Origin of the sequence: Pseudoalteromonas sp. T1lg48, assembly GCF_002964785.1 — a bacterium.
Lineage (GTDB): Bacteria > Pseudomonadota > Gammaproteobacteria > Enterobacterales > Alteromonadaceae > Pseudoalteromonas.
The window spans coordinates 92,566-118,588 of the sequence record NZ_PQCC01000004.1 but is presented as its reverse complement, the minus strand read 5'-3'; the positions used below and the strand labels follow the sequence as shown (position 1 = coordinate 118,588).

The 26,023-nt window shown below is 49.5% G+C and carries 21 protein-coding genes; 16 read left to right on the top strand and 5 right to left on the bottom strand.

The genetic code is table 11. The annotated features are described in order from the left end of the window. Positions 1 to 282 precede the first annotated feature (282 nt). The 4 genes from C2M29_RS05930 to C2M29_RS05915 all read left to right on the top strand — a co-directional run bounded on the left by C2M29_RS05930 (position 283) and on the right by C2M29_RS05915 (position 7,353). A complete protein-coding gene (locus C2M29_RS05930; protein ID WP_105188882.1) occupies positions 283 to 1,521 on the top strand; it encodes an AAA family ATPase in 1,239 nt (412 codons plus the stop codon). 9 nt (positions 1,522 to 1,530) lie between these two features. Then, positions 1,531 to 2,496, top strand: a complete 966-nt coding sequence (locus C2M29_RS05925) for a transcriptional regulator (RefSeq protein WP_105188881.1) — start codon at positions 1,531 to 1,533, stop codon at positions 2,494 to 2,496. Between the two features lie 133 nt (positions 2,497 to 2,629). Further along, entirely contained in the window at positions 2,630 to 5,671 is a 3,042-nt protein-coding gene (locus C2M29_RS05920; protein ID WP_105188880.1) for a DEAD/DEAH box helicase, read from the top strand. Between the two features lie 320 nt (positions 5,672 to 5,991). After that, a complete protein-coding gene (locus tag C2M29_RS05915) occupies positions 5,992 to 7,353 on the top strand; it encodes a DNA recombination protein RmuC (protein WP_105188879.1) in 1,362 nt (453 codons plus the stop codon). Positions 7,354 to 7,380: 27 nt separating this feature from the next. Here C2M29_RS05915 and C2M29_RS05910 read toward each other — a convergent pair whose 3' ends face one another. Beyond that, positions 7,381 to 7,602, bottom strand: a complete 222-nt coding sequence (locus tag C2M29_RS05910) for a hypothetical protein (RefSeq protein WP_105188878.1) — start codon at positions 7,600 to 7,602, stop codon at positions 7,381 to 7,383. A gap of 56 nt (positions 7,603 to 7,658) precedes the next feature. On the opposite strand from C2M29_RS05910, the gene C2M29_RS05905 reads away from it, so the two are divergent. Both C2M29_RS05905 and C2M29_RS05900 read left to right on the top strand, forming a co-directional pair. Further along, a complete protein-coding gene (locus C2M29_RS05905) occupies positions 7,659 to 9,350 on the top strand; it encodes a substrate-binding domain-containing protein (protein WP_105188877.1) in 1,692 nt (563 codons plus the stop codon). A 51-nt stretch (positions 9,351 to 9,401) separates the two neighbouring features. After that, positions 9,402 to 9,998: a hypothetical protein gene (locus C2M29_RS05900; RefSeq protein ID WP_105188876.1), complete on the top strand. Its 597-nt coding sequence runs from the start codon at positions 9,402 to 9,404 to the stop codon at positions 9,996 to 9,998. Positions 9,999 to 10,286: 288 nt separating this feature from the next. On the opposite strand, the gene C2M29_RS05895 is transcribed toward C2M29_RS05900, so the two are convergent. After that, positions 10,287 to 11,891, bottom strand: a complete 1,605-nt coding sequence (locus tag C2M29_RS05895; RefSeq protein WP_105188875.1) for an isocitrate lyase — start codon at positions 11,889 to 11,891, stop codon at positions 10,287 to 10,289. 211 nt (positions 11,892 to 12,102) lie between these two features. On the opposite strand from C2M29_RS05895, the gene C2M29_RS05890 reads away from it, so the two are divergent. After that, the gene (locus C2M29_RS05890; RefSeq protein WP_105188874.1) at positions 12,103 to 14,286 is read left to right on the top strand and encodes a malate synthase G; all 2,184 of its coding nucleotides are present in this window, start codon (positions 12,103 to 12,105) and stop codon (positions 14,284 to 14,286) included. Between the two features lie 71 nt (positions 14,287 to 14,357). Here C2M29_RS05890 and C2M29_RS05885 read toward each other — a convergent pair whose 3' ends face one another. Then, positions 14,358 to 15,083, bottom strand: a complete 726-nt coding sequence (locus C2M29_RS05885) for a YebC/PmpR family DNA-binding transcriptional regulator (protein WP_105188873.1) — start codon at positions 15,081 to 15,083, stop codon at positions 14,358 to 14,360. A gap of 123 nt (positions 15,084 to 15,206) precedes the next feature. Next, positions 15,207 to 15,803, bottom strand: a complete 597-nt coding sequence (locus tag C2M29_RS05880; RefSeq protein ID WP_105188872.1) for an HAD family hydrolase — start codon at positions 15,801 to 15,803, stop codon at positions 15,207 to 15,209. A gap of 386 nt (positions 15,804 to 16,189) precedes the next feature. Here C2M29_RS05880 and C2M29_RS05875 point away from each other — a divergent pair, with 386 nt between their 5' ends. The 5 genes from C2M29_RS05875 to C2M29_RS05855 all read left to right on the top strand — a co-directional run bounded on the left by C2M29_RS05875 (position 16,190) and on the right by C2M29_RS05855 (position 22,068). Then, positions 16,190 to 16,429, top strand: a complete 240-nt coding sequence (locus C2M29_RS05875; RefSeq protein ID WP_105188871.1) for a hypothetical protein — start codon at positions 16,190 to 16,192, stop codon at positions 16,427 to 16,429. A gap of 68 nt (positions 16,430 to 16,497) precedes the next feature. Beyond that, positions 16,498 to 17,715: an exonuclease SbcCD subunit D C-terminal domain-containing protein gene (locus C2M29_RS05870; protein WP_105188870.1), complete on the top strand. Its 1,218-nt coding sequence runs from the start codon at positions 16,498 to 16,500 to the stop codon at positions 17,713 to 17,715. Beyond that, positions 17,705 to 20,410, top strand: coding sequence for an AAA family ATPase (locus tag C2M29_RS05865; protein ID WP_105188869.1), 2,706 nt, complete (start codon positions 17,705 to 17,707; stop codon positions 20,408 to 20,410). Before C2M29_RS05870 ends, C2M29_RS05865 begins: the two co-directional genes overlap by 11 nt. Then, positions 20,329 to 21,366, top strand: a complete 1,038-nt coding sequence (locus tag C2M29_RS05860; RefSeq protein WP_105188868.1) for an SbcC/MukB-like Walker B domain-containing protein — start codon at positions 20,329 to 20,331, stop codon at positions 21,364 to 21,366. Before C2M29_RS05865 ends, C2M29_RS05860 begins: the two co-directional genes overlap by 82 nt. A 36-nt stretch (positions 21,367 to 21,402) precedes the next feature. Continuing rightward, a complete protein-coding gene (locus C2M29_RS05855) occupies positions 21,403 to 22,068 on the top strand; it encodes a class I SAM-dependent methyltransferase (RefSeq protein WP_105188867.1) in 666 nt (221 codons plus the stop codon). 100 nt (positions 22,069 to 22,168) lie between these two features. Here the strand turns inward: C2M29_RS05855 and C2M29_RS05850 are convergent, their stop codons facing one another. Next, complete coding sequence (locus C2M29_RS05850) at positions 22,169 to 22,699, bottom strand: DUF6942 family protein (protein WP_105188866.1); 531 nt, start codon at positions 22,697 to 22,699, stop codon at positions 22,169 to 22,171. 101 nt (positions 22,700 to 22,800) lie between these two features. On the opposite strand from C2M29_RS05850, the gene C2M29_RS05845 reads away from it, so the two are divergent. The 4 genes from C2M29_RS05845 (at position 22,801) to C2M29_RS05830 (ending at position 25,975) form a co-directional block, all read left to right on the top strand. Further along, complete coding sequence (locus C2M29_RS05845; RefSeq protein WP_199774862.1) at positions 22,801 to 23,319, top strand: lipocalin family protein; 519 nt, start codon at positions 22,801 to 22,803, stop codon at positions 23,317 to 23,319. Between the two features lie 465 nt (positions 23,320 to 23,784). Further along, the gene (locus C2M29_RS05840) at positions 23,785 to 24,354 is read left to right on the top strand and encodes a uracil-DNA glycosylase family protein (RefSeq protein WP_105188865.1); all 570 of its coding nucleotides are present in this window, start codon (positions 23,785 to 23,787) and stop codon (positions 24,352 to 24,354) included. A 117-nt stretch (positions 24,355 to 24,471) separates the two neighbouring features. Then, positions 24,472 to 25,455, top strand: coding sequence for a catalase family peroxidase (locus C2M29_RS05835; RefSeq protein WP_105188864.1), 984 nt, complete (start codon positions 24,472 to 24,474; stop codon positions 25,453 to 25,455). Beyond that, a complete protein-coding gene (locus tag C2M29_RS05830; protein WP_105188863.1) occupies positions 25,448 to 25,975 on the top strand; it encodes a cytochrome b in 528 nt (175 codons plus the stop codon). The genes C2M29_RS05835 and C2M29_RS05830 overlap by 8 nt, the downstream gene beginning before the upstream one ends. Positions 25,976 to 26,023: the final 48 nt, after the last annotated feature.

Sequence of the window (26,023 nt, the reverse complement as noted above, 5' to 3'; positions counted from 1 at the left end):
AAAATAGTGATCTACGACTTGGTAGGAATCAGATCTATACCAAGTAGAATACTGATCTAAAAAAACAAGACATCTCTTTATAAAACATGTAGTTAGGTGCCACTTTTATCAGCTTAGCCTTTATATACCTATATATTTAAACGAATCTAATCTAGTTATTACCTTATAGGAAGTTTGCAATCAAATTGTCTTTCTTGTTTTTTATGCAATGTCGCCTAAAATATATGTTTACAGCTAAAGAGGTGGACATTATACTCAAGGCTTAAACTTAGGGATGCAAGTATGACAATAAAACAAAGTGCGCTAAAAACCTACCAGTTGCTTAAGGCTACGGCCGATGTTGCTGAAAAGTCACTCGAAGGACGTATTCAACATTATCGAGCCCACCTTAAATCAGAAGAAAAAGAGTTAAGAACCTACACCCAAAAGGCTGCAGCCGATCTATTAGGCTGTAACAATCGCACCTTGAAACGACGCCATGATCAAGGGGACTTCGATCATATCGAAATCCGCCGTGGTGCCAATGGCCACTACGCTTATACTCTGGCTAATATCTACAGCATGGCCGAAGTCATGGGTATTCATGCCGATCATCGTCTACCCGATGACAAGCTTCAGGTTATTGTTATTAACTCCCTCAAAGGTGGCTGTGGTAAAACCACCAGTATGGTCAACATCGCTGCAGCCCTTGCCACCACAAATATCAAACGTTATCGCATTGGTATTATTGATTTGGATCCACAAGGATCTTCATCCAGCTTTTTCCCACCGGGTGAACCCGATCCCATTACCGTAGGCGATTTGATGCGAGATTGTATCGAACTGGATGATGGTGAGACCTGGGAAGGGATCGTTAGTGATGCGTTTTTAAAAACCCACATTCCTAATATTCGTATTTTGCCTTCTGGCATGGATGATTTTTACTTCGAACACGAGACGGCCACCGCACTGCGTGAAAGCGGTGATTATGACCGCACCCGTCATTATCATAAATTATTAGAAAAGGTCATTGAGCCGGTTCAAGACCAGTTCGATATTATTCTTATCGACACGGCACCATCACTTAATTTTATGTTTTATAACGCATTAATGGCCTCTACCGCGATGCTTATTCCGGTTCATCCAGAAGCGGTCGACTTCGATGCGAACAATAAATATCTCAAGCGCCTCGGCGAAATTTATCACACCGTTGCGGCTCTTGGTCACGATGGTTGGGACTTTATGCAATTCCTGGTTACCAACTATGTCAAAGGTAACCATTCTCAGCGTGACATAGTGAAAGACGTGCGCTCTGCGTTTGGGCGTCAGGTGATGAGCTATCCCATAAACCACAGCAGTGCGATCACTGCCAGTTCGTCATCCTTTAACACCATTTTCGATCAGAAAACGTCAGACAGTTTAGCTAGCCGTGAATCCCTGGTTAAGGCTCAGGAAAACATTAAAGATGTGGTTGATGAATTAGAAATGCTCATTCGTTCTAATTGGGCATCGACACAATCACAACTAAAGGCAGCACAATAAGGCATTATCATGGCAAAAAAACGTAAGAACGATACTCGTATTGACCCTTTTGCAACTGCGGTAGAAAGCAGCAGCCTAGATCAATTATTGGCGCAGGCTCAAGCCGGTGATGTGATAAGTATGCCAGCGCCCAGCGATCCTAATCGCACCATACGTCTCACTTGTCAGGTGATCCCTCATCAGGATATCGAGCAACGTACCAAGGTCTATGGTAAGAACCGTCGTGTGCAAGCTTTACTAACAGAAAAGTCGGTGGCCGATATTCTTCCCGCTATTCGTGATGATGGCCGTAACCAGCACCCGGCTCTGGCTTGGGAGCATAATGGTGATCTCCTGGTATTGGCTGGCTCCCGTCGTCGTAAGGCCTGTATTCTTGCGCCTGCGGATTATCTGGTATTAAGCTCCAGTGATTTTAACGACGAAGATGCGAAGATTCTCGCCGTTTCTTCGGATCAGTATATTGCCCCCAGTTTATGGGAGTTAGGTCAAGCCTATGCCTCCACTCGTGAAGAGCTAAAGCAACAGGGCAAAAAGGGCTCGTATCGTGAAATCGCTCAGTTAGAAGGCGTGTCACATACTGCCATTGCCGATGCCATTAAGGCCTTTGAATGCCTTCCTAAGGACGTGTTAGCGCTCTACCCTACTGCCAACCATGTTGGTCGTGAAGTGGCTAAGAAACTTATTCAGGCGCAAGACAAAGACGCCGTAGCGTTTAACGAGCGTGTAACCGATTGTCATGCTGAGTTTGCGCAAACTCACTTCGATAGCGATGATAAGGCGGCGTTAGCGGTAACCAAATATTTGTGCGAGGCTCCACAAGCACCCAAGCGCAATGAGGACATTAAACTGGCCAATGACTTTGTGCGCGTGCAAAAGCACAGTAAAAGTGGCGATCTAACCATCAAAATAGACAATAAGGTAATGACAGATAAGCGCTTTATGCAATTGGCTAAGGTGCTCGAAAGCTTCAACTAAGTCCCCTTGTCTTGTTGTTTTTAAGCCCGGATTTCCGCCCGGGCTTTTTTATGTCTCAAGAAGCCTAATCTCGGGGCTTTTTCGCCATGAGTAAAAACGATATACTGGCCTATTTCAGTAGTTGGGTTGGACCATGGCCGCATCGTTTACTAAAGAGGATTTGCTCGCAGTCTTTGCCGAGATAAAGGCCGAGCAAGCGCCGATGCCATTGTCCGAGCAGGCGCTTAAACAGCTATTTAGTAAAGGGGTGTATAGTCGCGCCCAACAAATGCTGCGGGACGAGCAGGTGCTGTGGGTTAAAAGCAATGAGGACTACAGTCGTATCGAGGCTCAGGTGCTAGACGATGATGGGACTACCTATGATCAGCATATCCAGCTTCACTTAGACCCTCAAACCGGAATAGAAGCCCATTGTAGTTGTCAGGCCAAGGTGCGCTGTAAGCATGTTGCCAGTGCCCTGCTACAACTTAAACTGCAAAGTCAGGGCGAGTTTGCCCATCAGTATCAAATTGATGACTGGTTTTCCGTATTAGCTCAGCATAACAATGAGCCAGCGCAGAGCCTGCAACAAGTGCTATTGTTCGAGCTGCATCTACATCAGGACGAGCTGCAACTGCATGCCAAGATGGCACCCAATACCGAGGCCGGGCTGCAATCCCAGGGTCGAGCCTTGAGCGAGCAGCAAAGCCATACTCAGGTCACCCCCAAAGGGCTTGATGAAGACGATTTTCGTTTATTTAGCTGGATACGCTCACAAAACCTTCCTGGTCAGGCTCTGCTTTATGGCCATTGGGGCGCTCGCGCCCTTTTGCAGTTACTGACACGCACCCGTTTATTTTTCGAAAAGCAACGCCAGCCATTAACCTTGGGCAAACCGCAGCAACTGCACTATCAATGGCAGCGCCATGAAGGCAAAGCGCACTTGGTTGCCAACATAGCCGATTTTAATGCCGATCTGGTGTTTAATACTGCCCCGCCCTATTACCTTGATCGGGCCAACAATCAGGTCGTGGCCTTGCATACTCATCTGTCCGGCAAGCAAATCAAGCAATTGGCGCGCTTTCCCGAAGTCAACGAAGAAGACACCGCCGCTTTGGCGCAACGCCTTGACGCTGAGCTCGCTCTTTCTTTGAGTAAGGGTGAAAAAAAAAAGCCTAAGCTAGGCTTTACACTGCGCTTTATACGTACCTCACCACCCTATGTTATCGCCGTTGAAGGACAAGCGCCGACCGCTGCCTGCCTGGCCAATTTAGGTCTCGAACCATGTAAAGGGCCTTTACAGCACCAATATCAAGTGCTTACTTCCGAACCCCTGCAAGAGCAACAATGGCTATTTGAACTTGAGCAGCATGTTCAGGGAGTCGGAGGACAGGTCATTGGTCTACCACGTCAGCGCTTGCGCTGCTCTTCTGTGCTCACCCCGCACCTGGTCATTGATAAGTTACAGGGGCACCGCTTCCTGGTGCGCTTTGAACTTCACCAGGGGAACAAGGCGTTAATATTAAGCGCCGAGCAACTAGCCAATAATGCTAACTACAGTGCCCACTATTGTTATTTAGACTGTGACGGCCAGCTGTGTGTGATAGATGCCGACGCTGCCGCGCAAATACACAGTTATCTGCAACGTTTTGTCAGTGGCAAAGACAAGAATACTTGCTCCATCCCGCGTAGCCTATATGCCCAGTTAACCGAACAACCTCATTGGCACCTGCAGGTCGCAAAATCCCTGGAGCCGCTTTTACAAAAGCCGACCCTCAGCTCTTTGCAACCGGCTAAACTCGCGCCAAATGTGCAATTACGAGAATATCAGCAAGCCGGCGTAAACTGGTTGCAACTGCTTTCTTTACAGGGCTTAGGCGGCGTGCTTGCCGACGATATGGGTCTGGGTAAAACCCTGCAGGTGATTGCTTATCTAAGCACCCTTAAACCTCGAGCGGGCCAACCTCACCTGATCATTTGCCCCACCAGTCTGATTGGCAATTGGTGTAATGAGATAAAGCGCTTTTGCCCCCAATTGTCGGTGCAGGTGGTAACTGGTAATAATCGCACCATCATGTTGCAGCAGTTGGCCAAGTATGAAGTGCTCATCACCACTTATACCCTGTTTAAACGGGACTTTGCCTTTTATCATGGGGTCGAATATCACACCTTGGTACTGGATGAGGCTCAGGCCATTAAAAATGCTCAGTCCCAGCTTAGTCACAAGGTTAAACAACTAAGGGGACAGTTTCGCCTGGCGCTAAGCGGCACTCCCTTTGAAAATAACTTGTTCGAACTCAAGTCGGTGTTTGATTTTGCGATGCCCGGGCTACTTGGCTCCGATAGTCAGTTTAAAGCGAACTTTTTAGAGCTGGAGGAAGTCGGCAAAAACGCCCTTAAAGAGGCGGTTCGGCCCTATTTACTGCGCCGTGCCAAGGCCGATGTGCTGAGCGAGCTGCCGAGCAAAACCGAGTTGGTTAAACAGCTTGATATGCTTGAGGAGCAAGCCGAGGTTTATCAGGGCTACCACAGTGCGTTGCACCAAAAACTGAGTCACCTGGTCTCTACTCAAGGCATTGGCAAAAGCAAGCTGCAGTTTCTCGATGCGCTGTTAAAACTAAGGCAAATTTGCTGCCACCCAGAGCTCGTAGACCCCGCTTATCAGGGCGGCAGTGCCAAGTTGCAATGGTTGCAAACCCATTTACCCCTAATGTTGTCACAGCAGCACCATGTGATTATTTTCAGCCAGTTTACCTCCATGCTTAGCCTGATTGGCAAGCAACTGCAGAGCATGGATATAGAGTATGCGTTATTGACCGGACAAACCCGAGATCGCCAGCGCCAGGTTGATGACTTCCAACTAGGGCGTAAGCGGGTATTTTTAATTAGCCTCAAGGCCGGTGGTAGCGGCTTAAACCTAACCCAAGCGGATACGGTGATCCATTTCGACCCTTGGTGGAACCCGGCGGTGGAACACCAGGCCACCGACCGCGCCTATCGTATGGGTCAAGACCGTTCGGTGTTTGTTTATAAACTGATCGTTGCCAATTCCGTCGAGCAGCAAGTGCAGGCCTTGGCCGAGAAGAAGCGACACCTGGTGGATGAGTTCCTCAACGGCAGTTTATTATCGGATAAAAAAATCGATGATAATCAGTTGCTTGAAATGCTGAATCTAGAAAAAGAAGAAAAAGTTTAAATTTTCATGAACTTTCTTCTGTGTCGGGACTCTACTATTATGCTTGTGATGCAAGCACCCTATGTTGATTTCCCTGATTATTATGATTCTAAGGCCAGCTTGATTCGCTGGCTTTTTTTTGCCTGAAATTTGCCGCCAGGGATGGCGGCAGTAGACAATGCAGGAGCACCTTGTCGAAAAGCCGCCAGGGACTTCGGTAGTAGAGCAATGCTGCAGCCCCTCGCCGACAGGCCGTAATTAACCGCCACTATAATTGATTACTTTCCTGATACAATTGGTATTATCACTCTATCCATAATAATAACTATCGCGAGATCAATATGTTTGCCTTATTTTCCCAAAGCCCGCCGGTGCTGTTAAGCGTGCTCGCGGTGTTTACCTTATCTACGCTTACCCTCGCCATGGTATGGTTGCGCAGTCAAGGCCGTTTACGCTGTGCCCTGGCCCACAATAATGAGCTTCAACAGCTATTACACAGTGCTAAGGCGCGCAGCGATGAGTTAAGCCTGCAGGCGACGAGCGAGCGCGACAAGGTCGAGCAACTGCAGCAGAAAGTGACCTTGTTACATGGTCGTTATGAATCCTTAAAGGCGACGCTGGAACAAAAGGAAACCCATTTTCAGCAGCAGCTCACCTTGTTGCAAGACTCTAAGGAAAGCCTAAAGAAAGAATTTGCCCTGCTCGCCAATCAGGTGTTTGAAGATAAGTCACAACAGTTTAAGCACCTTAACCAGGAAAATATGGAGCAGTTGCTTAAGCCGGTGCAAGGCGAGCTCAAAGGTTTTCGCGATAAGATGGAGCATATTCATGCCCAGGAATTGCAGCAACGAGCGGCGCTTAAAACCGAGCTGCAACATCTGCAGAAGCTGAATCAATCGATCACTGAGCAGGCTCAGAAGCTCTCTACGGCGCTACAGGGACAAAAGAAGACGCAGGGTAACTGGGGCGAGCTTATGCTGGAGAACGTTCTTGACAGCGCGGGTCTGCGCCTTAATCAGGATTATCGCCGTGAGGTAAGCTTTGACTCCCCGCTTGGTCGTCTGCGCCCCGATGTGGTGGTGTATCTGCCGCAACAACGTCATATAGTTATCGATGCGAAAACCTCGCTCAATGCCTACACTCGCTATGTGAACGCGCAAACCGAGCTCGAAGCGCAGCAGGCCCTCGGTGAGCATGTGCAAGCGGTGAATGAACGCATCAACGAGTTGGCCGCTAAGGACTACCACCGTCTTGAGCAGTTGAATTCGCCCGAGGTGGTGATCATGTTTATGCCCATCGAAAGCGCTTTTGTGGAGGCCCTTAAGTTTCAACCCGACCTCTATCAGCGTGCCATTGAAAAGAATATTCTGGTCGCCACCCCCACGACCTTGTTGACCAGTTTGAATATAGTGAAGCAGTTATGGCGCTTTGAAGATCAATCTAAGCACACTCAGGAGCTGGCTAAACGGGCAGAGCGTTTCTACAACAAGCTCAACGCCTTTTTGGTGTCCATGGAAGGGGTCGGGAAGCAGCTTGATAAAGCCCGAGAAACGTACGATAAAGCCTTTTCGCAGCTCTACAGTGGCAAGGGCAATTTGATCAAACAGGCCAATGAGTTTAAAGAGCTGGGTGTAGCGGTTCAAAAAGAGTTGCCGGAGGCGCTGCGTGATAAAGCCGAGCTTGAGCTAAAGCATTGTGACTAATTTTTTTACCCGCCCTACCCGTTTTGGTCAGGGCGGCGTAACTGCCTGATGCCAAGGAGCAGGCAGACTCCGGTGACAAGATACAAAAACTACGTCGCTGAGATAGCCGGCGGCGGCGAATGCCAGGGCGGTGCCATTAAATAAGCCCCCGATATTTTCACCATCTTCTTTCCTTGAAATGTACATGTATTGGGTAAATAATTGATAATCAATAAAAAGATATAAACGTAAACCCCCTTTACGTTTCATAAAACTGTCATTTTTCTGTTTTATTCTTAGCCCAAAATTGAACATGGGCTTAACACATGACATCAGCACATCAACAGAACTTCATTGCACAGCTAAAGCAGTTGCAAAATTTGGCACAAAGTAAATTTGGCATTGATATCGCTACGGAAAAATTCATCAATGATGATAATTACCGTGATCTGGTACTTAACGAGCTGGGTTTGCTCGGCGACAGCGAACTAAATACAGTAATCAGCGCTCTGAAACAGCCCGCCGCTGCAGCCACCCAGGCCGAGTCAAAGGTGGACGGTAAGAAGCCACTGGCTTTAATTTTTACTTCAATCACAGCGGCCATAGCGCTTGGTGTGGCTAGTTACACCATGTTCGCGGGCAAGCCCGAGGTGGTGGTGACCCAGGTGCCTGTGCCGGTGCAAAGCACCGAGCAAGCCCCAGTACAAACACAAACCGAGGCTACGCCAACCCCAGCACCCGCTGCTCAGGTGCCGGCAGAGCAGCAAGCGCAATTGGCATTTCGTATCCATGGTTCTAACACCATAGGTGAAAAGCTGGCTCCGGCGCTAATAGAAGGCTACTTAACAGAGCAAGGTGCTAGCGACTTTGAGTGGCAACAGGGTGATGTGGCGGTAGAGCGCGAGCTTCACTACCGCTTGGCCGATAAACCTTACTATATTGAACTGCATGCGCATGGTTCGAGCACCGGTTTCGCCGATGTGAAGGCGGCCAAAGCCGATGTGGCCATGGCATCGCGCAAGGTAAAAGACAAAGAAGTGGCCAGCCTAAAAGAACAATATGGTGACTTCAGTCAGGTGGGTAATGAGCACATTATCGGCCTTGATGGTCTGGCGGTGATCGTTAACCAAAACAACCCCATTAGCCATTTAACTACGCAACAATTGGCGGATATTTTTTCCGGCAAAATCACCAACTGGCGAGAGCTCGGAGGTGCTTCGGCGGCGATTAACCTGTACGCGCGTGATGCCAAATCAGGCACTTGGGATACCTTTAAAAACCTGGTACTGAAAAAGCACAGTGCTCAATTAAGTAATAACGCTCAGCGCTTTGAATCGAGCTCCGAGCTATCGCAATTGGTGTCGCAAGATGAGTACAGTATCGGCTTTATCGGTCTTAACTACATAGTGCACAATAAAGCGGTGGCGATATCTGAGGGTGAGCAAACTGCGCCTATCTACCCTACTCGCTTTACCATAGGTACCGAGGACTACGCCCTGTCACGTCGCTTGTATTTGTATACACCGACCACGGCCAATATGTTCGTTAAGAACTTTGCCCATTACGCCATTTCTTACCCAGGTCAGGAAATTGTCGCCGATACCGGTCTAATTTCGCAGAACATTCATGTTGAGCAGGTGCAGGCACCGCTAACTGCGCCAGCCTTGTATAAGCAATATGCCAGCCAGGGCCAACGTTTGTCTCTGACGTTCCGTTTCGAGTTCGGCAGTGGTCAGCTTGATAACAAGGGTAAGCGCGACTTACAACGTCTATTGGGCTTCCTGGAAGAGCATCCGCAAAAGCGCGTTGTACTCATGGGCTTCTCGGATAATTCCGGCGACGATGTGAAGAATAAAACACTCTCAACACAACGTGCCCGCTCGGTAGCCACCGAACTGAATGCACGTGGTATCCAGGTATTCGATACCCAGGGCTTTGGTGAAGCATTGCCGGTTGCCAATAACAGCACAGTACAAGGTCGGGAACGCAACCGCCGTGTAGAAGTGTGGGTTTTGTAATAAAAGTTTAACAGTCGTCTGCTAGACTGGCGACTCACAACAGGAGGGCTTATGTTTGCAATACTAACGGATCATCATAATCTTAGTCGTGCCTTTGCGCGCCTAAGCATGCTTGAAGCTATTCGCGTTAAGCGTAATGTGGATCAGGTTTTTACCGACCTCAACATGCCCTCCGCAGCACTGATTGAAAAAATGCGTGAAGAAGGCTTGCTGGGCGCACTCTCTGCGCCACTGTCGAAGCCGGATCACCTTACTTCACAGTCGATAATACAAAATCATCTCAGTCAGTTGTTTCTTGACTACTCTAAGCTTAAACAGGCGCTTGAGCAGTTGAGCCTGGCAGAGAAAATCAGCTGTAAAGAAACATTGGATATCGCCATGATGGCGCTTAATCTACCCTCTGATTCTTTGGCCGATATGATGGCTCAAGAAGGGGTGTCGGTAGACCATATCGCCCCGCAAGACCCTCAGCAGCAAAAGCTTGATTCTGTTCGCGCCCGTTTAAACCAAGCGGCGCAAAAGACCGCGGCGCAAGAAGCTCAGAGTGTGCGTGAGCGCCTTAATGCGCTAGCCCAGGGGAGCGATAGCCCAAAGTCTGAGGACTCTGACGATAACTCAGTGGTGCCCCTGCGCCGACACCAAGCCTAAATTAAACACTTGCACTGAACCAAAAGGTCGTCACTCGTACGGCCTTTTTTAATACCTGGCGTTTGGGTTAGTAAAAAAATGTTCCGGGATCTTCTGAGCAGTTAGTAAAAACTTGGTTTGTTACCAAAAATTATATCAAGACACTTGGTAAAATTTTGCTTTATGCCCCATTAAATGGGTCATTTAGTCTTTGTAGCCCCCCTTGGCTGTTGGCGTTGCCCGACCTGGTTAAAAGCTGATCCCAATAAAAAAGGGCCATTCGGCCCTTTTGCTTGCAACACACAGTGGTTAGAACTGATTCATGGTATTGGCTTCACCGCCTGCCTTTAGCGCATTTTCACCGGAGAAGTACTCCTTATGGGTATCACCGATATTCGAACCGGCCAGGTCCTGGTGTTTAACCGAGGCCTGCTCGCGGCGGATCTCCTGACGTTGGACGTCACGCACATAGGCCAGCATGCCCAGATCTCCGAAGTAGCCTTCGGCAAGAATGTCGGTGCTTAGTGCCGCCGTATGGTAAGTCGGCAAGGTGATCAAGTGATGGAAGATACCGGCTTCGCGGGCACCGTCACGCTGAAAGTTGCGTACAAGCTCATCGGCTGCAACCGCCAGCTCCGAGCTATCCAGGCTCGCATCCATCAACACCTTGGCGTCGTTTGTTGGGTCAGGGTAAGTGCTTAGATCGCGGCCTTCAGCCTGCCATTGCGCGTATACCTGCTCACGGAACTTCAATGTCCAGTTAAAACTCGGAGAATTGTTATACACCAATTTAGCGTTTGGCACTTGCTCGCGAACACGGTTTACCAGTTCGGCAATTTGCTGCACATTCGGCTTTTCGGTTTCAATCCACAGCAGGTCGGCGCCATGCTGCAAGCTGGTGACACAGTCCAGTACCACGCGGTCTTTCTCGGTACCGGCACGGAACTGGTAGAGGCCGTTGTCTAAACGAACCGGCTTGCACAGCTGGCCGTTAAGCTTAATTGCCATTTCGTTGTCTTCCAGGTCATCGGCGCCGCTAATAGGTTGTGCATCGAGGAAGTTGATGTACTGACTGGCGAGATCGCCCGGCTCTTTGCTGACCGGAATTTTTTGCGTCAGGCTGGCCCCTAATGAATCGGTACGGGCGACGATAATACCGTCTTCCACGCCCAGTTCTAAGAAGGCATAACGCACGGCATTGATTTTCGCCAGGAAGTCCTCGTGTGGCACGGTCACCTTACCGGCCTGGTGACCACATTGTTTGGCATCGGATACCTGGTTTTCGATTTGAATGGCACAGGCGCCCGCTTCAATCATCTTCTTGGCCAATAAATAGGTGGCTTCTTCGTTACCAAAACCGGCATCGATATCGGCGATAATGGGCACCACATGGGTTTCAAAGTTATCGATTTGAGCCTCGATTGCAGAGGTGTCTGCGCCACTTTGCTGCGCCGCATCCAGGGCTTTATAGAGGTGATCCAGTTCACGGGCATCGGCCTGTTTTAAGAAGGTGTAGATCTCTTCAATCAGCGCCGGAACAGAGGTTTTCTCGTGCATACTTTGATCGGGAAGTGGACCGAACTCGGAGCGCAGTGCCGCAACCATCCAGCCGCTCAGATACACATAACTGCGTTTGGTGGTTTTTTGATGACGCTTAATGGCCATCATCATTTGCTGCGCCGTGAAACCATGCCAGCAACCCAGAGACTGGGTGTATTGGCTCGAATCCGCATCATAAGCGGCCATGTCTTCACGCATAATTTTGGCGGTGTATTTAGCGATATCCAAACCGGTGTTAAAGCGGTTTTGAAGCTGCATACGCGCCGCATACACAGGGCTGATGCTGTTCCAGCGTTGACCATTGTGTTGGCATAGCGTTGCTAGGCTGTCGATCTGTGCGTTGTACTGTTTCATTGTCGGTATCCTTTGAACGAGTAGGTAGTTAGGTTTAACGACAACATGTGAGAGGTTGCCGCGTTGTATTTTTACCCTAGGCCGTTTTTTAAGGATTTATTAAATTTATAGTTATTATTACCGCTATATTCTGAGTGAATAGGTTTAGTGTTCACATTCACCTATTTTCGTTTACAGTGAAATAACACTTGTTCGTTTAAAGGAATTGCTCATGACTCAGCGCATCTCGCACAGCGGCCTGTCTATTGACGCCACGCTCTATGAGTTTATTACTCAAGAGGTACTGCCCCAGACCCACATTGACGGCGACACTTTATTCGCCGGTGTTGCCGATATTATCAAGCGACTGACGCCCATCAACCGAGCCTTGCTGGCCAAACGTGAGACGCTGCAGCAGCAGATAGATGCCTACTATCAGGGCAATACCGAGCATAATCTTGATGAATACATGGCGTTTTTGCGCGAGATAGGTTACTTGGTTGATAGCCCCGAGTCCGTGAGTATAGAAACCACCAAGGTGGACGCCGAAATTGCCACCATGGCCGGACCGCAATTGGTGGTGCCGGTGAGCAATGCCCGCTTTGCCCTTAATGCCGCCAATGCCCGCTGGGGATCCCTGTATGATGCCCTCTACGGCAGCGACGTGATTGCCGAGCAGGAGGGGGCCGAGCAAGGCGGCGGCTATAACCCGGTACGTGGTTTTAAGGTGATGGCCTATGCCCGCCAATTTCTCGATCAGGCGCTGCCGCTCAGCAGTGGCTCCCATATCGAAAGCACCGAATACGCTATCAACAACGGTGAATTAGTGGTGACCTTAGGAGATTCTCAGCAGGTTACGTTGCAAAACCCGGCCCAGTTGCTTGGCTATCAGGGTCAGCCCCAACGGCCTTCGGCTTTGCTATTTTGCCATCATGGTTTGCATTTTATTATTGCCATCGACCCACATCATCGCATTGGTCGTGATGATAAGGCCGGTATTAAAGACATCATTATGGAAGCGGCGCTCACCACCATTATGGATTGTGAGGACTCGGTCGCGGCGGTGGATGGTGAAGATAAAACCAATGTCTATCGCAATTGGTTTGGACTCATGATGGGGCAGCTTAGCTGCACTTTCAACAAAGGCGGTGAGCAGCTTGAGCGCTCGCTAAACGCGGATCAACAATTTACCAAGCTGGATGGCTCGCAGTTGACCCTGCATGGGCGCAGCCTGATGTTCGTCCGCAATGTTGGCCACCTGATGACCAACCCGGCGATACTCGATAGCGACGGCAACGAGGTGTTTGAAGGTATCATGGACGCCATCTTCACAACTTTGTGTGCGCTACCCGAATATCATGGCCGCGGTCAATTAGCGAACTCCCGCACTAAGAGCATTTATATTGTTAAGCCCAAGATGCATGGCCCCGAAGAAGTGGCCTTTACCGAGCAACTGTTCACCGAGGTAGAGCGTTTATTGGGGCTGGAGCAATACACCATTAAAATGGGCATTATGGATGAAGAACGCCGTACCTCGGTTAACTTAAAAGCCTGTATCGCCAACGCCAAACACAGGGTGGTGTTTATTAACACCGGCTTTTTGGATAGAACCGGCGATGAAATTCACACGGCAATGGAAGGCGGTATCGTCTTACCTAAGGCCAAGATCAAAGAGCAACCCTGGATTGATGCTTATGAAAAGCGTAACGTCAGCATCGGTTTAGAATGCGGTCTGAGCGGCAAGGCGCAAATCGGTAAGGGCATGTGGCCAATCCCTGACAAGCTCGCCTTAATGATGGAACAAAAAGTGGGTCATGTGCAATCTGGTGCCAATACCGCCTGGGTGCCCTCCCCTACCGCGGCAACCCTACATGCTCTGCACTATCATGCGGTCGATGTGTTCGCGGTGCAAAAATCCTTACCCACACTTGGTGAGGACTCGTTAGCAGCCTTGTTGACGCCGCCGATAGACAACGCCCAGCAGCTGAGCCCGGAGGATATCCAACTGGAGCTCGACAACAATGCTCAGGGCATTCTCGGCTATGTGGTGCGTTGGGTCGAGCAAGGCATTGGCTGCTCTAAGGTGCCGGATATTAATAATGTCGGCCTGATGGAAGACAGAGCGACGTTACGTATCTCCAGCCAACATATTGCCAACTGGTTACATCACGGCGTGTGTTCTGAAGAGCAAGTGCGAAACACAATGGCGCGCATGGCTAAGGTGGTTGATGAGCAAAATGCCGGTGATCCTAACTATATCCCTATGGTCGGTGATGAGCAGTCGCTCAATGCAAGCCTGGCTTATCAAGCCGCACTGGATCTGGTATTTAAAGGCTGCGATCAACCCAGTGGCTATACCGAGCCGCTTTTGCACCATTATCGTCGTCTGTTCAAGGAGCAAGGCAAAGAGTCGTAAGAAGTGTAAAGCCCCTTTACACAAAAAGCCGGATATTAATCCGGCTTTTCTTTTTGGCGTATTTGACGCTCTTACTTGTTCACAATGGCATTGTGATAGATGTTTTGTACGTCATCGCAGTCTTCAAGCATGGTCATAAACTTTTCGAAGTTAGCGATATCGTCTTCATCGGTGATCTCAATGTGTGTTTGTGGCACAAAGGTGATCTCGTCGATTTCGAAGTTAATACCATCGAATGCTTCGGTTAGTGCGGTTTTCGCCTTGAAGTATTCTGTGTGAGGTGCAAATACAGAGACCTTACCGTCTTCTACTTCTACGTCGGTTACGTCCACGTCGGCCATCATTAGCGCTTCAAGCACAGCTTCGTCGTCATCGCCTTCAAAACCTAGGATGGCAAGGTGATCGAACATGTGTGCAACACAGCCCGGGCTGCCAATCTTTGAATCGGTTTTGGTGAAAGGTAGACGAACATCTTTGATGGTACGGTTCGGGTTGTCGGTTAAACAGTCAACGATAACCATGCAGTTACCCGGGCCATAGCCTTCGTAACGAGCCGGTGAATAATCTTCGCCAGCGCCGCCAGCGGCCTTTTCAATGGCTTTATCGATTACGTGTGCCGGTACTTGATCTTTTTTCGCTTTATCGATCAAGCGACGAAGAGAAAGGTTGGTCTCTGGGTCAGCACCGCCGTTTTTTGCCACGACGTAGATTTCTTTACCGTATTTTGAGTTTACTTTTGTTTTTGCCGCAGCGGTTTTCGCCATGGCGTTTTTACGAACTTCAAACGCTCTGCCCATTTTCAATCTCTCAAGTTTGAATTTAATGCTTTGCTCGATTTTAACAACTCGTAGCACATTGGGCTAGTGCCATGTTTTTATTAAAGCCAGGGTGATACCGTAAAACCTAAAATATTTGGCTATTTAACATAACTTAACCAAGGCCGGTAATTCACTAAAGCAGCGGATCACATAATCCGCCTGAGTTGCATAGTCGGGAATGGTGTGTGGTGCGTACAAACAGGCACGCATGTTGGCATTATGGGCCGCTTCGATATCGTATTTATAGTCGCCCACATACAGCAAGTGTTGTGCGCTCATCTGCCAGCGCTCGGCAATGTGCAATAAAGCACTGGGATCGGGTTTGGCGGGTGCATCATCACGAGTCAGTACCAGCTCTATGGGAATGGGGTTGCGGCTCATTTTTATGCCCGTAGCCTGCTCCGAGTTGCGCGTGACTATGGCCATGGGTATCTGGGCTTCATGTAAGCGGGCAAGTGATTGCGCTACCTGCGGCAAAAGCACCGCTTGCTCGGCATCGGCCAGTTCATGGTTCAGAATCACTTGTTCGGCATGGCGTTGTCCATCGCGGTCAAGACGCGTGATAAATTCGAGTATATCGTCGCCATGGGCACAATTTATTTGCTCTCGGATCAGGGCAAAATCCAACTGCGAACTAAATAAGGTGCCATCCATATCAAAAATAACACCATGTAATGGTTCATTGAGGTATTTAGCCATGCCCTACTCCTTCTTTCGCTTATATGGGCAATGTAGCAGCAAAGGCTATTGATGGCGACCCCGATTTATCCCTAGCTCCAAATTCCCCCTTTATATTTTAATAATCGAAAATAAATACATAAATAACAATTGGTTGTGCTTTTTATTCTGAGTGTGTGCCAGGTTTATTTGAAAGAGCTGTAAAGGGGGTTTACAGGTAATTAGTAAAATATTGGCGGCGGGGGTTGCAATTGGTATTTAATTAATTTTAGAATCCCCCACTTTTTTAATTCGTGAACAATAAAAAGGGACATCGGTGGCCTGAATAATCCGGGTTAGTCGATATATAAAGTAAGCGAAGGGATGTTCACTTGATTCGCACATAGCAAGGTGTATGTGGTGGTGCTATGGATTTTTACGTCCTTAAAAAGAAAAACGAGTTAATTGCCATTCCTGCCGATGAGCAGCATTGTAAACAGTATCTGGATAATGGCTATTTCTATATTGATAAGGTAGCGGCTTGTGACGAGCGCACGGCTATTCGCCATTTGCAGAGCAAATATCAGCGTAGCATGCGTCTGCCCTTGCTTATATTGGCCATTGCCATCCCCGTTTTGGTGATCACCTGGTGGCAATTTACCCACTAAAGGAATGGCCGCGGTAACAAGTTTTCCATGATATAGTGAGGGCATTATAAGTCTAATCACTTTATTTCATGCGCTTACTTCACACCTCAGATTGGCACCTTGGGCAGCTATTTTACGAACATGAACGCATTGATGAGCATCAGGCGTTTCTCTCCTGGCTACTAACGCAACTGTGTGAGCAGGCCGTCGATGTTCTGCTGATCAGTGGTGATATCTATCATACCGCAACGCCCTCTAGTCGTGCCGAAAAACAGTTTTACCAGTTTATTGAATCAGCTAAGTCAGCTAACCCCGAACTGAAAATAGTGGTGATTGCCGGTAATCACGACTCCGCCAAACGAATCACCACGGCCCAACCCCTGCTGGCGCAGTTTGATACCCAGGTGATTGGTCATTATCAGCATCAAGCGCCCGAGCTTAGTGTGGTAAATATCACCAAGGGCGAGCAACATTGTCTCATACTGGCGCTTCCCTATTTACGAGCCTGCGATATCCCCAGTTCCGGCCAAAGCTACAGTGTCTCGGTGCAACAGGCCTATAACGCCATGCTTGATAACAGCGAGTTTGATGCCAGTACTAATATTATCGCCATGGGTCACTTGCATGCCCGCGGCGCTGCGGTCAGTGAAGATTCCGAACGTGCGTTGGTGATCGGCGGTGAAGATGCCATAGGTGCCGATGTCTTTCCCGAGCAAGCCAGTTATGTTGCCCTTGGCCACTTGCATAAGGCACAGTGTGTAAATGGTAAAGAACATATTCGTTATAGCGGTACCCCGTTTGCCATGTCCTTCAGCGAGCGCAACTATCGCCATCAATGTTTGCTGGTTGAGGTAGCCGATGGCGCCTTGCACAGTGTCAACCCCCTTTACATTCCGACGTTTCGGAAGCTACACCTGGTTCCCGAAGGCGAGGTTGTACCCCTTACTGAACTGTGTGAACAGCTTAGCGCCCTTCCCGAAGATGAGCATGAGCAGGGTTATATTCGGGTACGCCTGTCGAGCCGAGAGCTGAGCCCGGACTTTCGCGAACAAATAGACTCCGCGCTAACGGGGAAAAACCTGCTTTTTTGCGGCATAGAGCGCGTACGAACGCAGCAGCAATCAAGGCAGAATGACATCGAATTTCAGGACCTAACGCAACTTGAGCGGCTCGATGCAGAGCACCTGTTATCCGTGGCCCTGGAAGAGCACGCCGAGCTTACCCAGCAGGATATCAATGATGACATTAAAGGCCTGTTTACCCAGCTGGTTGCCGATGTTGAGCAGGAGCTAAGCCATGAAGATTAACCGCCTGCAGATTCATAACCTTGCCTCCTTGGTGGATGCGGATATCGACTTTACCAAGGCGCCCCTAAGCGACACAGGCTTATTTGCCATCACGGGTGATACCGGCGCCGGTAAAAGCACCCTACTCGATGCGCTGTGCCTGGCGTTGTACGACAAAACCGCCCGCTTGAGCAATGAAAACACTCAGAAGGTCGATTTTAACGGTGATAATGTCCGTCTTAACGACCCGCGTCACCTGCTTCGTCGTGGCACCGGCGTGGGCTGGGTGAAGGTGGACTTTAATGCCATAGACGGGCAGCAATATCGAGCCGTATGGCAAGTGACGAGAGCGCGGAAAAAGCCGCAAGGGCGGCTACAAACCCCAACTCATGCGCTTTATCAATTGCCTAGTGAGCAATTGCTAAGCGATGGCAAGTCGGAAACTAAAAAGCAAATTGAACGCCTGGTCGGCCTCAACTTCGAGCAGTTTTCCCGTGCCGTGATGTTGGCACAAAACGAATTTGCCGCCTTTTTGCGGGCACAGGGAGACGAGCGTGCGGCGCTGCTGGAGCGTTTAAGTGGCACACAAAAATACTCTCTCGTAGGTCAGCGGGTTTTTGAGGGCTATAAGGCCAAACTCAATGAGGTGACCCTGTTCCAAGCCAATATGAACGCGGTGCATCTGCTGAGCGACGACGAACTGGCTAGTTTTCAGCAACAACAGCAGGAGCAAACGCAGGGGCTACAACACCGTAAACAACAAAGCAGTGTATATCAGCAGCAGTTGCAATGGTTTACCAATGAGCAAAGCATGCAGAGCGAGCTGCTTACCCTGCAAGGAAAATTAACTGAGGTGGGCGAACAATTGCACCTTCGCCGGGGGGAATTTAAACAAGCCGAACTCAGTGCTCGATGTCGGCAAATTAGCGACAATATGAGCAACACAGCGCGATTGACGCAGCGTTTGCAGCAAGATGAACAGCGCTTAGAGACATTAAAGCGCTCCGATGCACAGGCGCAAACCGAGCTGGCACAGCAACAGCTAAAGCAGGCCGAGTCCGATTACCGTCAGGTACAGGCGCGTTTAAATGAGCAAAAGCCGGTTCTGCAGCAGGCCATCACCTTGGATATTCAGGTGCAGCAACTGCGCCAAGGCGAAACCGAGCGTCAACAGCAGCTCACGGTGCAAAACCGTGAGCTGCACCAGTTGCAAGCGCAAGCTGAACATTTACAACGCCGCGCAGAGCAATGGCAAGCACAGTTACAGCAGAGTCAGGAACAATTGAGCACACAGCCCTGGCTCGTGGAGTTAGTAAAAAATTGCTCTCACTATCAGCATCTATGGCAGCCGATCACCCTTTATTATCAGTCTCGAGAGCAAAAAAATAAGCTGTTACAGGAGCATAGTGACGAACGCATCAGGCTCGATAACGAGCTGAAAAATCTGGCCGGGCAGTTGGCACAGACTCGTGAAGCGAACTTGCAGCATGAGCAGCGTATAGTGCAACTCGAGCAGCAATTGCAGCAACAATCCCCAGCTCTTTTGCAACAAGCTATCAATGGCTGGCAACAGGGGTTAGAACATTATCGTCAGTGGCAATCTCTGGGGCTTAAAATAGCCCAGTGGCACCAGCAGCAAGCGCAATACAAGCAACAACTTACGCAGTACCAAGAGCAGCTTGGGCCGCGCGAAAGGCAAACGGAATTATTGCAGCAAGACGTAACAAACGCAGAGCAGGCCTATAACCGGGTGCAATTGCGGGCCAGTGAAGAGATCAGTGTTTTACGTACTCAATTAACGGATGGCGAGCCTTGTATGGTGTGCGGCTCCTGCGAGCACCCCTTTGTTAATAAGCAGAGCCAAAACAGTGCGTTTGATGCCCTATTGGCGGATTTTGCCGCCCAGCGTCAGCAGGCTAAACAGGCTTTGGATCAGTATTTAACCGACAGTCATGAGCTGCAAACCTCGACCCGGCTGGTCGAGCAACATCTTGGCACTCTGGCCTCAAGCCTTGAGGAAGCAAAGCAACAACAAGAAAAGTTGCGCGCGCAATTGGCGAATCTGCGCCCTGAGCACACCCCGGAGCAATTGGACGAGCAGTATTTTAAAGCGCAGTTGCAAGCCCTGGAGGAGCAATACCAGGCGGCCTTGGCACTTGAGCAAGAGTTAGTAAAATTACGATCTGTATTGCAACAAGGACGAGCTCAAGAGCAACATCAACAGCAGCAACAGCGCCAATTTGAGCAACTTAGCCAGCAAAAGCAATTGCAATATCAACGTCTTGACGATGAGATTAATGCCGAGCTAGCGCGCTGCCAGCAAAGTATTAGTCAATTACAAGCCGTGTTTGCCGAGGCTCCCTGGTGGCGCGATGAACCTGAATATTTGGCCTTATACTGGCCGCAGCTGCAACGTCAGCGACAAGAATATGAACGGGTTAAGCTAAAAATATCCGAGCTGGAACAGAGGGTTAGTGATAATAAACAGGCGCTGGATCAGAATTTTACCAAGTTGTCTTCCTGTAACGCACAGCAACAGCAACTGGTACAGCAGCAGCAAAACGCCGAGGAAGAGATCAGGAATTTACTAACTCAGCGTCATGCCCTGCTCGCTCAAAGCAGCAGCCCCAGCAATTGCTGCACGAGTTGGAGCAAGCCCTTGAGCACAGCGCAACCGCTCAGCAAGCGGCGCAGCATAGGCTACAGCAGGAGTTAAGCAGACTCGAGCGTGAGCGCAATGAGTACCAGCACTTGGTAAAAAATTGCTCTCAGTTACAGCAGGATTTAACGGACTTGGAAGCGACCTTTACTCGCTGGTGCAGTGAAAACTTTGCGCCCGAGGGTGAAATTGGTCGCGAGCAGATCCGAGTTTTACTAAGTCGTGACCGCGTCGAAGTCGATGCCTTGCTTGCTCAGCAACAGTCATTGCAGCAACAACAGGTGCGCCTCGAAGCGCAATTGGCACAGGCGCAGCAACGCCATAGTGAGCATCAGCAACAGCGTCCGGAGCAGGCGCAGAGCGAAATTGAGGCGCTTAAAACGGCGGTTGATAATGAATATGAGCAGATACAGCAAGCGTTGACGCTGATCGCCGCCAAGCTCGAAAATCACCGCCAGAACGTCGCTAAGCTGGCGGAGCAGGCCGAGCAATTGCGTCAGTTACAAGCCGAACTCCATACCTGGGCTACCCTTAATAGTGCCCTTGGCGATGCCCAGGGTAAGCGATTACGTAATCTGGTACAAAGCCAGACTCTGGCCATTTTGCTCGCTTATGCAAATCAACATTTGCAAACTTTGTCAAAACGTTATCGTCTTACCCGTATCCCTGGCACCTTGGATATCGCCATTATCGATCAGGATATGGCCGATGAGCAGCGCAGCGTCAATACGCTTTCAGGTGGCGAGTCCTTTTTGGTGTCTTTGGCGCTGGCATTGGGTCTGGCCTCTTTGTCTTCCAACAAGGTGAAGATTGAGTCCTTGTTTATTGACGAGGGCTTTGGCACATTGGATGCTCAGACCCTGAGCGTTGCCATGGATGCGCTCGATAACCTGCAGGCGCAGGGGCGCAAGGTAGGGGTGATCTCCCATGTCGCCGAGCTCACGGAGCGGGTGGCCACGCAAATCAAGGTGGTTAAACGCCCGGGTGGATACTCGCAGATACGCTGCGAATGAGCTATAAGCTAAAAATAGCCAAATTAAGGAACCATTATGCCCAGTTTTCTAGGTGAAGAAGCCAGTAACTACGACCAGCGTATTCGTCGTCTGGTGCCCGGTTACGACCTATTACAGCAATTGACCCAGGCTCAGTGCCAGGCGGCTCTCGAGGAAGACGCGCAGGTGCTTGTGGTTGGCGCCGGAACCGGCACCGAGGTTATCGCCTTGGCAATGGCCAACCCCAAGATGCGCTTTGTGGCCCAGGATATTTCCGCCGATATGCTGAATATTGCCAAGCAGGGTTTTGAGGAGGCGGGGATCAGCGATAGGGTGCAATGTCATTGCGGCAGCGTGGACGAGCTTGAAGGCAGCTTCGATGCGGCGCTGTGTTTGCTGGTGTTGCACTTTGTTGAGGATAATGGTGATAAGGCGGATTTACTAAGCGCCGTGCGTCAGCGTTTAAAATCCGGCGCCTGGCTTTGGCTGGCAGATCTGATGAAGCCACAAACGCCGTTTGAGCGCGATGCTCAGTTTATCGTCTGTCAGCAGCTAGGACTTACCGATATCGGCGTAGAGCGCACTCGACATAGTTTTGAGCATGAGTTTTATGCTCTCGACCGGATGCGCCTTGCCGAGTTATTGAATCAGACCGGTTTTGGCACCGCTCAATGTTATTTTAAGGCCCTAAGCTTTACTGGCTATGTGGTGCGCTGCCAATAAATGATGGGGTAGGGGCTGTGCTCTAGCATAACGCAAAGCCTTCTGTATACTCTGTGGCGTGAGCTGAGGTTGAATCTCGGGCGGAAGCTCACGTGAAATCTTAGATGAAAGCCGGCACCAGTTCCCGGATCAGCTGGCACAGCTTATCAATTTTTACATTGCTAAGCTGACGATAGTCAAAATAGGGGCAAACCAGCACATGGTTTGCCTGGTCTACGGCAAACTCCTTATCCAGCCAGATCAGATTTATACCAAGTGAAGGCTGTGCCGCTAGCTCCTGCGCATAGGTGCGACCGGCAATCACATGCAGCGCTTGGTTATCGAATTGTGGAGGACTAAACAGCAATGCCGTATTACTGTGCCGGCGCAGCAGCAGCTGATCGCGTAGCTGTTGCCAGCTGCTGAACTCTCCAAGCGTATTTCGTTCGCCATGTAGCGCAAACAGCCACTTGGCGTACACATTAAACACCTTGCGCCAGCCATTACCTGCCTCGGCATTAATCTTTTCTATGGCTGCTTTATCCAAAGCCAACAGGGTGTTTAGTTGTTGAAACTCAATCAGTGGAGGGCGATTTTTTACATAAACACGAATGGCCGCATCGGCGGCGCCAAACCCTATAGCCTGCGACATAATTTTCGCTTTTCCCTTAGTAAAATATCGATCCAATTATACTTATTACTACGTATACAGCTACATTGATTAGATTAATAAACATAAGGAATATCATAACAATGGCCATATTCAACAAGATCATAATTTTACTAACTCTGTTGCTCAGCGCCTGTACCTCTATGCCCGAGCAGGTAACGCCGGTCAGCCCGTTTGAGCTTTCCCGTTATACCGGTACCTGGTATGAAATTGCCCGCATGCCACACTCCTTCGAAGAAGGCCTGTCCAAGGTGACAGCCACTTACAGCATCAACGAAGACGGCTCGGTGAAGGTTCTCAACAAGGGTTTTAATGCCGAGGCAGGGCAATGGAGCAGTGCCGAAGGCAAGGCTAAATTTGTGGACGGGAGCGATGTAGGGCATTTAAAAGTGTCGTTTTTTGGCCCTTTCTACTCTTCATACGTGGTGTTTAAGCTGGACCAGGAAGCATATCAGTATGCCTACATCAGCGGCTTTAACACGGATTACGCCTGGTTACTAGCCAGAACACCGCAAGTTGACCCGGCGCGTGTCGAAGACTTTAAAAGAGAACTGGCAGAGCGAGGTTTCGCCGTGGATAAACTCATCATGGTGACTCATTAACTAACGGCACGGAAGGTGAAAGGAGTCATCATAAAGTTGTAAAGGGGGTTTACAGATCATTATTTTACCAAGTGAGAGAGGTGGAGTTAGTAAAATGATGATCTGGCTCTGGGGGTAAAACTCATTTGATAAAAAAGTTGGTAAAAATTAGTTTTATTGCATGGCGGATTTTTAGAGGGGCAATTAACGGCCCCTTTGTTTCTGGCATCCCTAAAGAGCGTCTCAGCATGTAAGTAGCCTAGCGTAGCTTCCCAACCCCCGAGGCCATCCAGGCGTTGACGGTGTTAGTTGGTAAAATCCTGATCCCGTTTAGATCACTATCTTACCAACTAATGCTAAGGTAAGAGGTAGACCGGCTGTAAGTTAGTAAAAATCTGATCTCTAAGTGCCGGTGAGGGATATTTTGGTTGCCGGCCCACCACCTCATCATCTAGTCTTTCATAAAGCCTACTAGTATCAAACACCATGGAATTACTCGAAAAAATCCGCGCCTGCACCTTGTGCCAAGAGTATCTGCCCTTGCCGCCCAAACCCGTATTACAATTGCATGGTGATGCGAAAATACTCATAGCCGGGCAGGCGCCGGGGATCCATGCACATAACGCAGGGAGACCTTTCGACGATGCCAGTGGTGTGCGTCTAAGGCAATGGCTGGGGGTGACGGAGCAAGACTTTTACAATCCGCGTCTTTTTGCCATTGTACCCATGGGCTTTTGCTATCCCGGCAGCGGTAAACAAGGTGATTTGCCGCCACGTCCAGAGTGCGCCGCCACCTGGCGAGCGCAGATACTAGCGGCCTTGCCACAGCGACAATTGACCCTGGTGCTTGGCCAGTATGCCATGACCTATCATCTGCAAAAGCGCTATAAAACCGTGACCGAAGCGGTATTAGACTGGCGTAGCCAATGGCCAGAAACGGTCGCGCTGCCCCACCCAAGCCCGCGCAATAATATCTGGTTAAAGCGCAACCCCTGGTTTGAGCATGAAGTTATTCCCAATTTACAGGCCCGTGTGGCGAGCCTACTCTTGCCCTAATCGCATAAATAATTGTATTCGATGAAATAAAACCTTGTTCTCTCGGGTCACCTAAGAAGTCTTTTATTACCTTCCTTAAGCATGATGTGGAGCGCTTACAGTTATGGATAAATCATCATGAAACAGTATCTTATTCTGTTATTTTCACTAATTACTCTTCCTGCTTTTGCCGATGTGCCCAGGGTCAGTGCACAGCAGTTTGTCGATTTACAACAAGGGGAGAGCACCTACCCGGGGTATCGCCGAGCACACGCAAAAGGAATGTGCATTAGCGGTGAATTCGTCTCTAACGGCAATTTATCCCGTTACAGCACAGCAAGTGTATTTAAGTCGTCCAAAACGCCGTTTATAGGGCGCTTGTCTATTGCTGGCAACAACCCGTATGCTCCTGACTTAAAAGCCCCGGTGCGCAGCCTGGCGCTGAGTTTTGCGACCAGCCAAACTAAGCAGTGGCGCGTTGCCATGAATACGCCTCCCGTTATGGCGGTCGCCAATCCACATGATTTCTACCAACAAATTGTCGCGATAAAAAAAGGGCCCGAGGCGATTGGGGCATTTTTTGAAGCGCATCCTGAGAGTGCTGACTTTCTGCAGTGGAAGGCGAACTATCAACCCAGCAGCAGCTTTGCTTTGGAAACCTATCATAGTATCAATGCGTTTTATTTAGTTGATGAACAGAACCAGCGTCAGGCCGTACGCTGGGAGGTTAAGCCGCATGCCAGTACATCGAGCTTAAAAAACAGTTTTACCGGGGACAATGCATTATTTAACGAGTTTAAACAGCAGTTATCTGATGGCCCGGTTATGTTTGATTGGGTTTTCACCTTGGCCACCGAGCAAGACGATGAGCATAACCCTGCAAAACGTTGGCCTCAGACACGTGAGAAAATGATTGCCGGGCAGATAAAGATCACACAGTGGCAAGCTCAGCAAGGTGGACGTTGCGATGGGATTAATTACGATCCCTTGGTGCTGCCTCAGGGCATTGAAGCAACAAAAGATCCAATATTAAGGGCGCGCTCAGCCGCCTACGCCGAGTCATATCGCCGTCGTGCCGTTGAAGTGCTTGCGGGTGACGTGGAGGAGGGGCGAGATGAATAAAAAAATAACCCGTTTTAGCGCTTCTATGCGCATACTCCATTGGGCAATGGCGGCATTGATCATTTCCCTTCTCAGTGCCGGTATGACCATGGTTAAAAGCTTAGAGGTCTGGCAGCTAGAGCTACTAACACTTCACAAGGCCGCTGGCCTATTGGTTGCCGTGTTAGTGGTTGTTCGGTTAGTCAATCGCTGGTGCGCCACCGTGCCTGCGCTCCCAGACAGCCTCCCCCGGTGGCAAAAAACGATGGCTCTTGGCTCTCATTATGCCCTGTACAGTTTGATGATCTTGATGCCCTTGACCGGGTTTCTTATGCAATATTATGGCGCACGGCCAATTGCAGTGTTTAGCTGGTTTACTTTGCCCAGTGCGCTGTACCCTGATATTGAATTGTATGCCCTGTATCGTCAGCTCCATGGCTTTATCGGCTACACCTTGGCGGTGCTTATCCTGGTGCATGTACTGGCGGCGTTGCAGCATCACTTTATTCGTAAGGATGGCGTGCTAAAGAGTATGCTCTAGTCCTCCACCAAGTGAAAAAAGGGGGTGTAAACCCCCTTGCCAAAATTA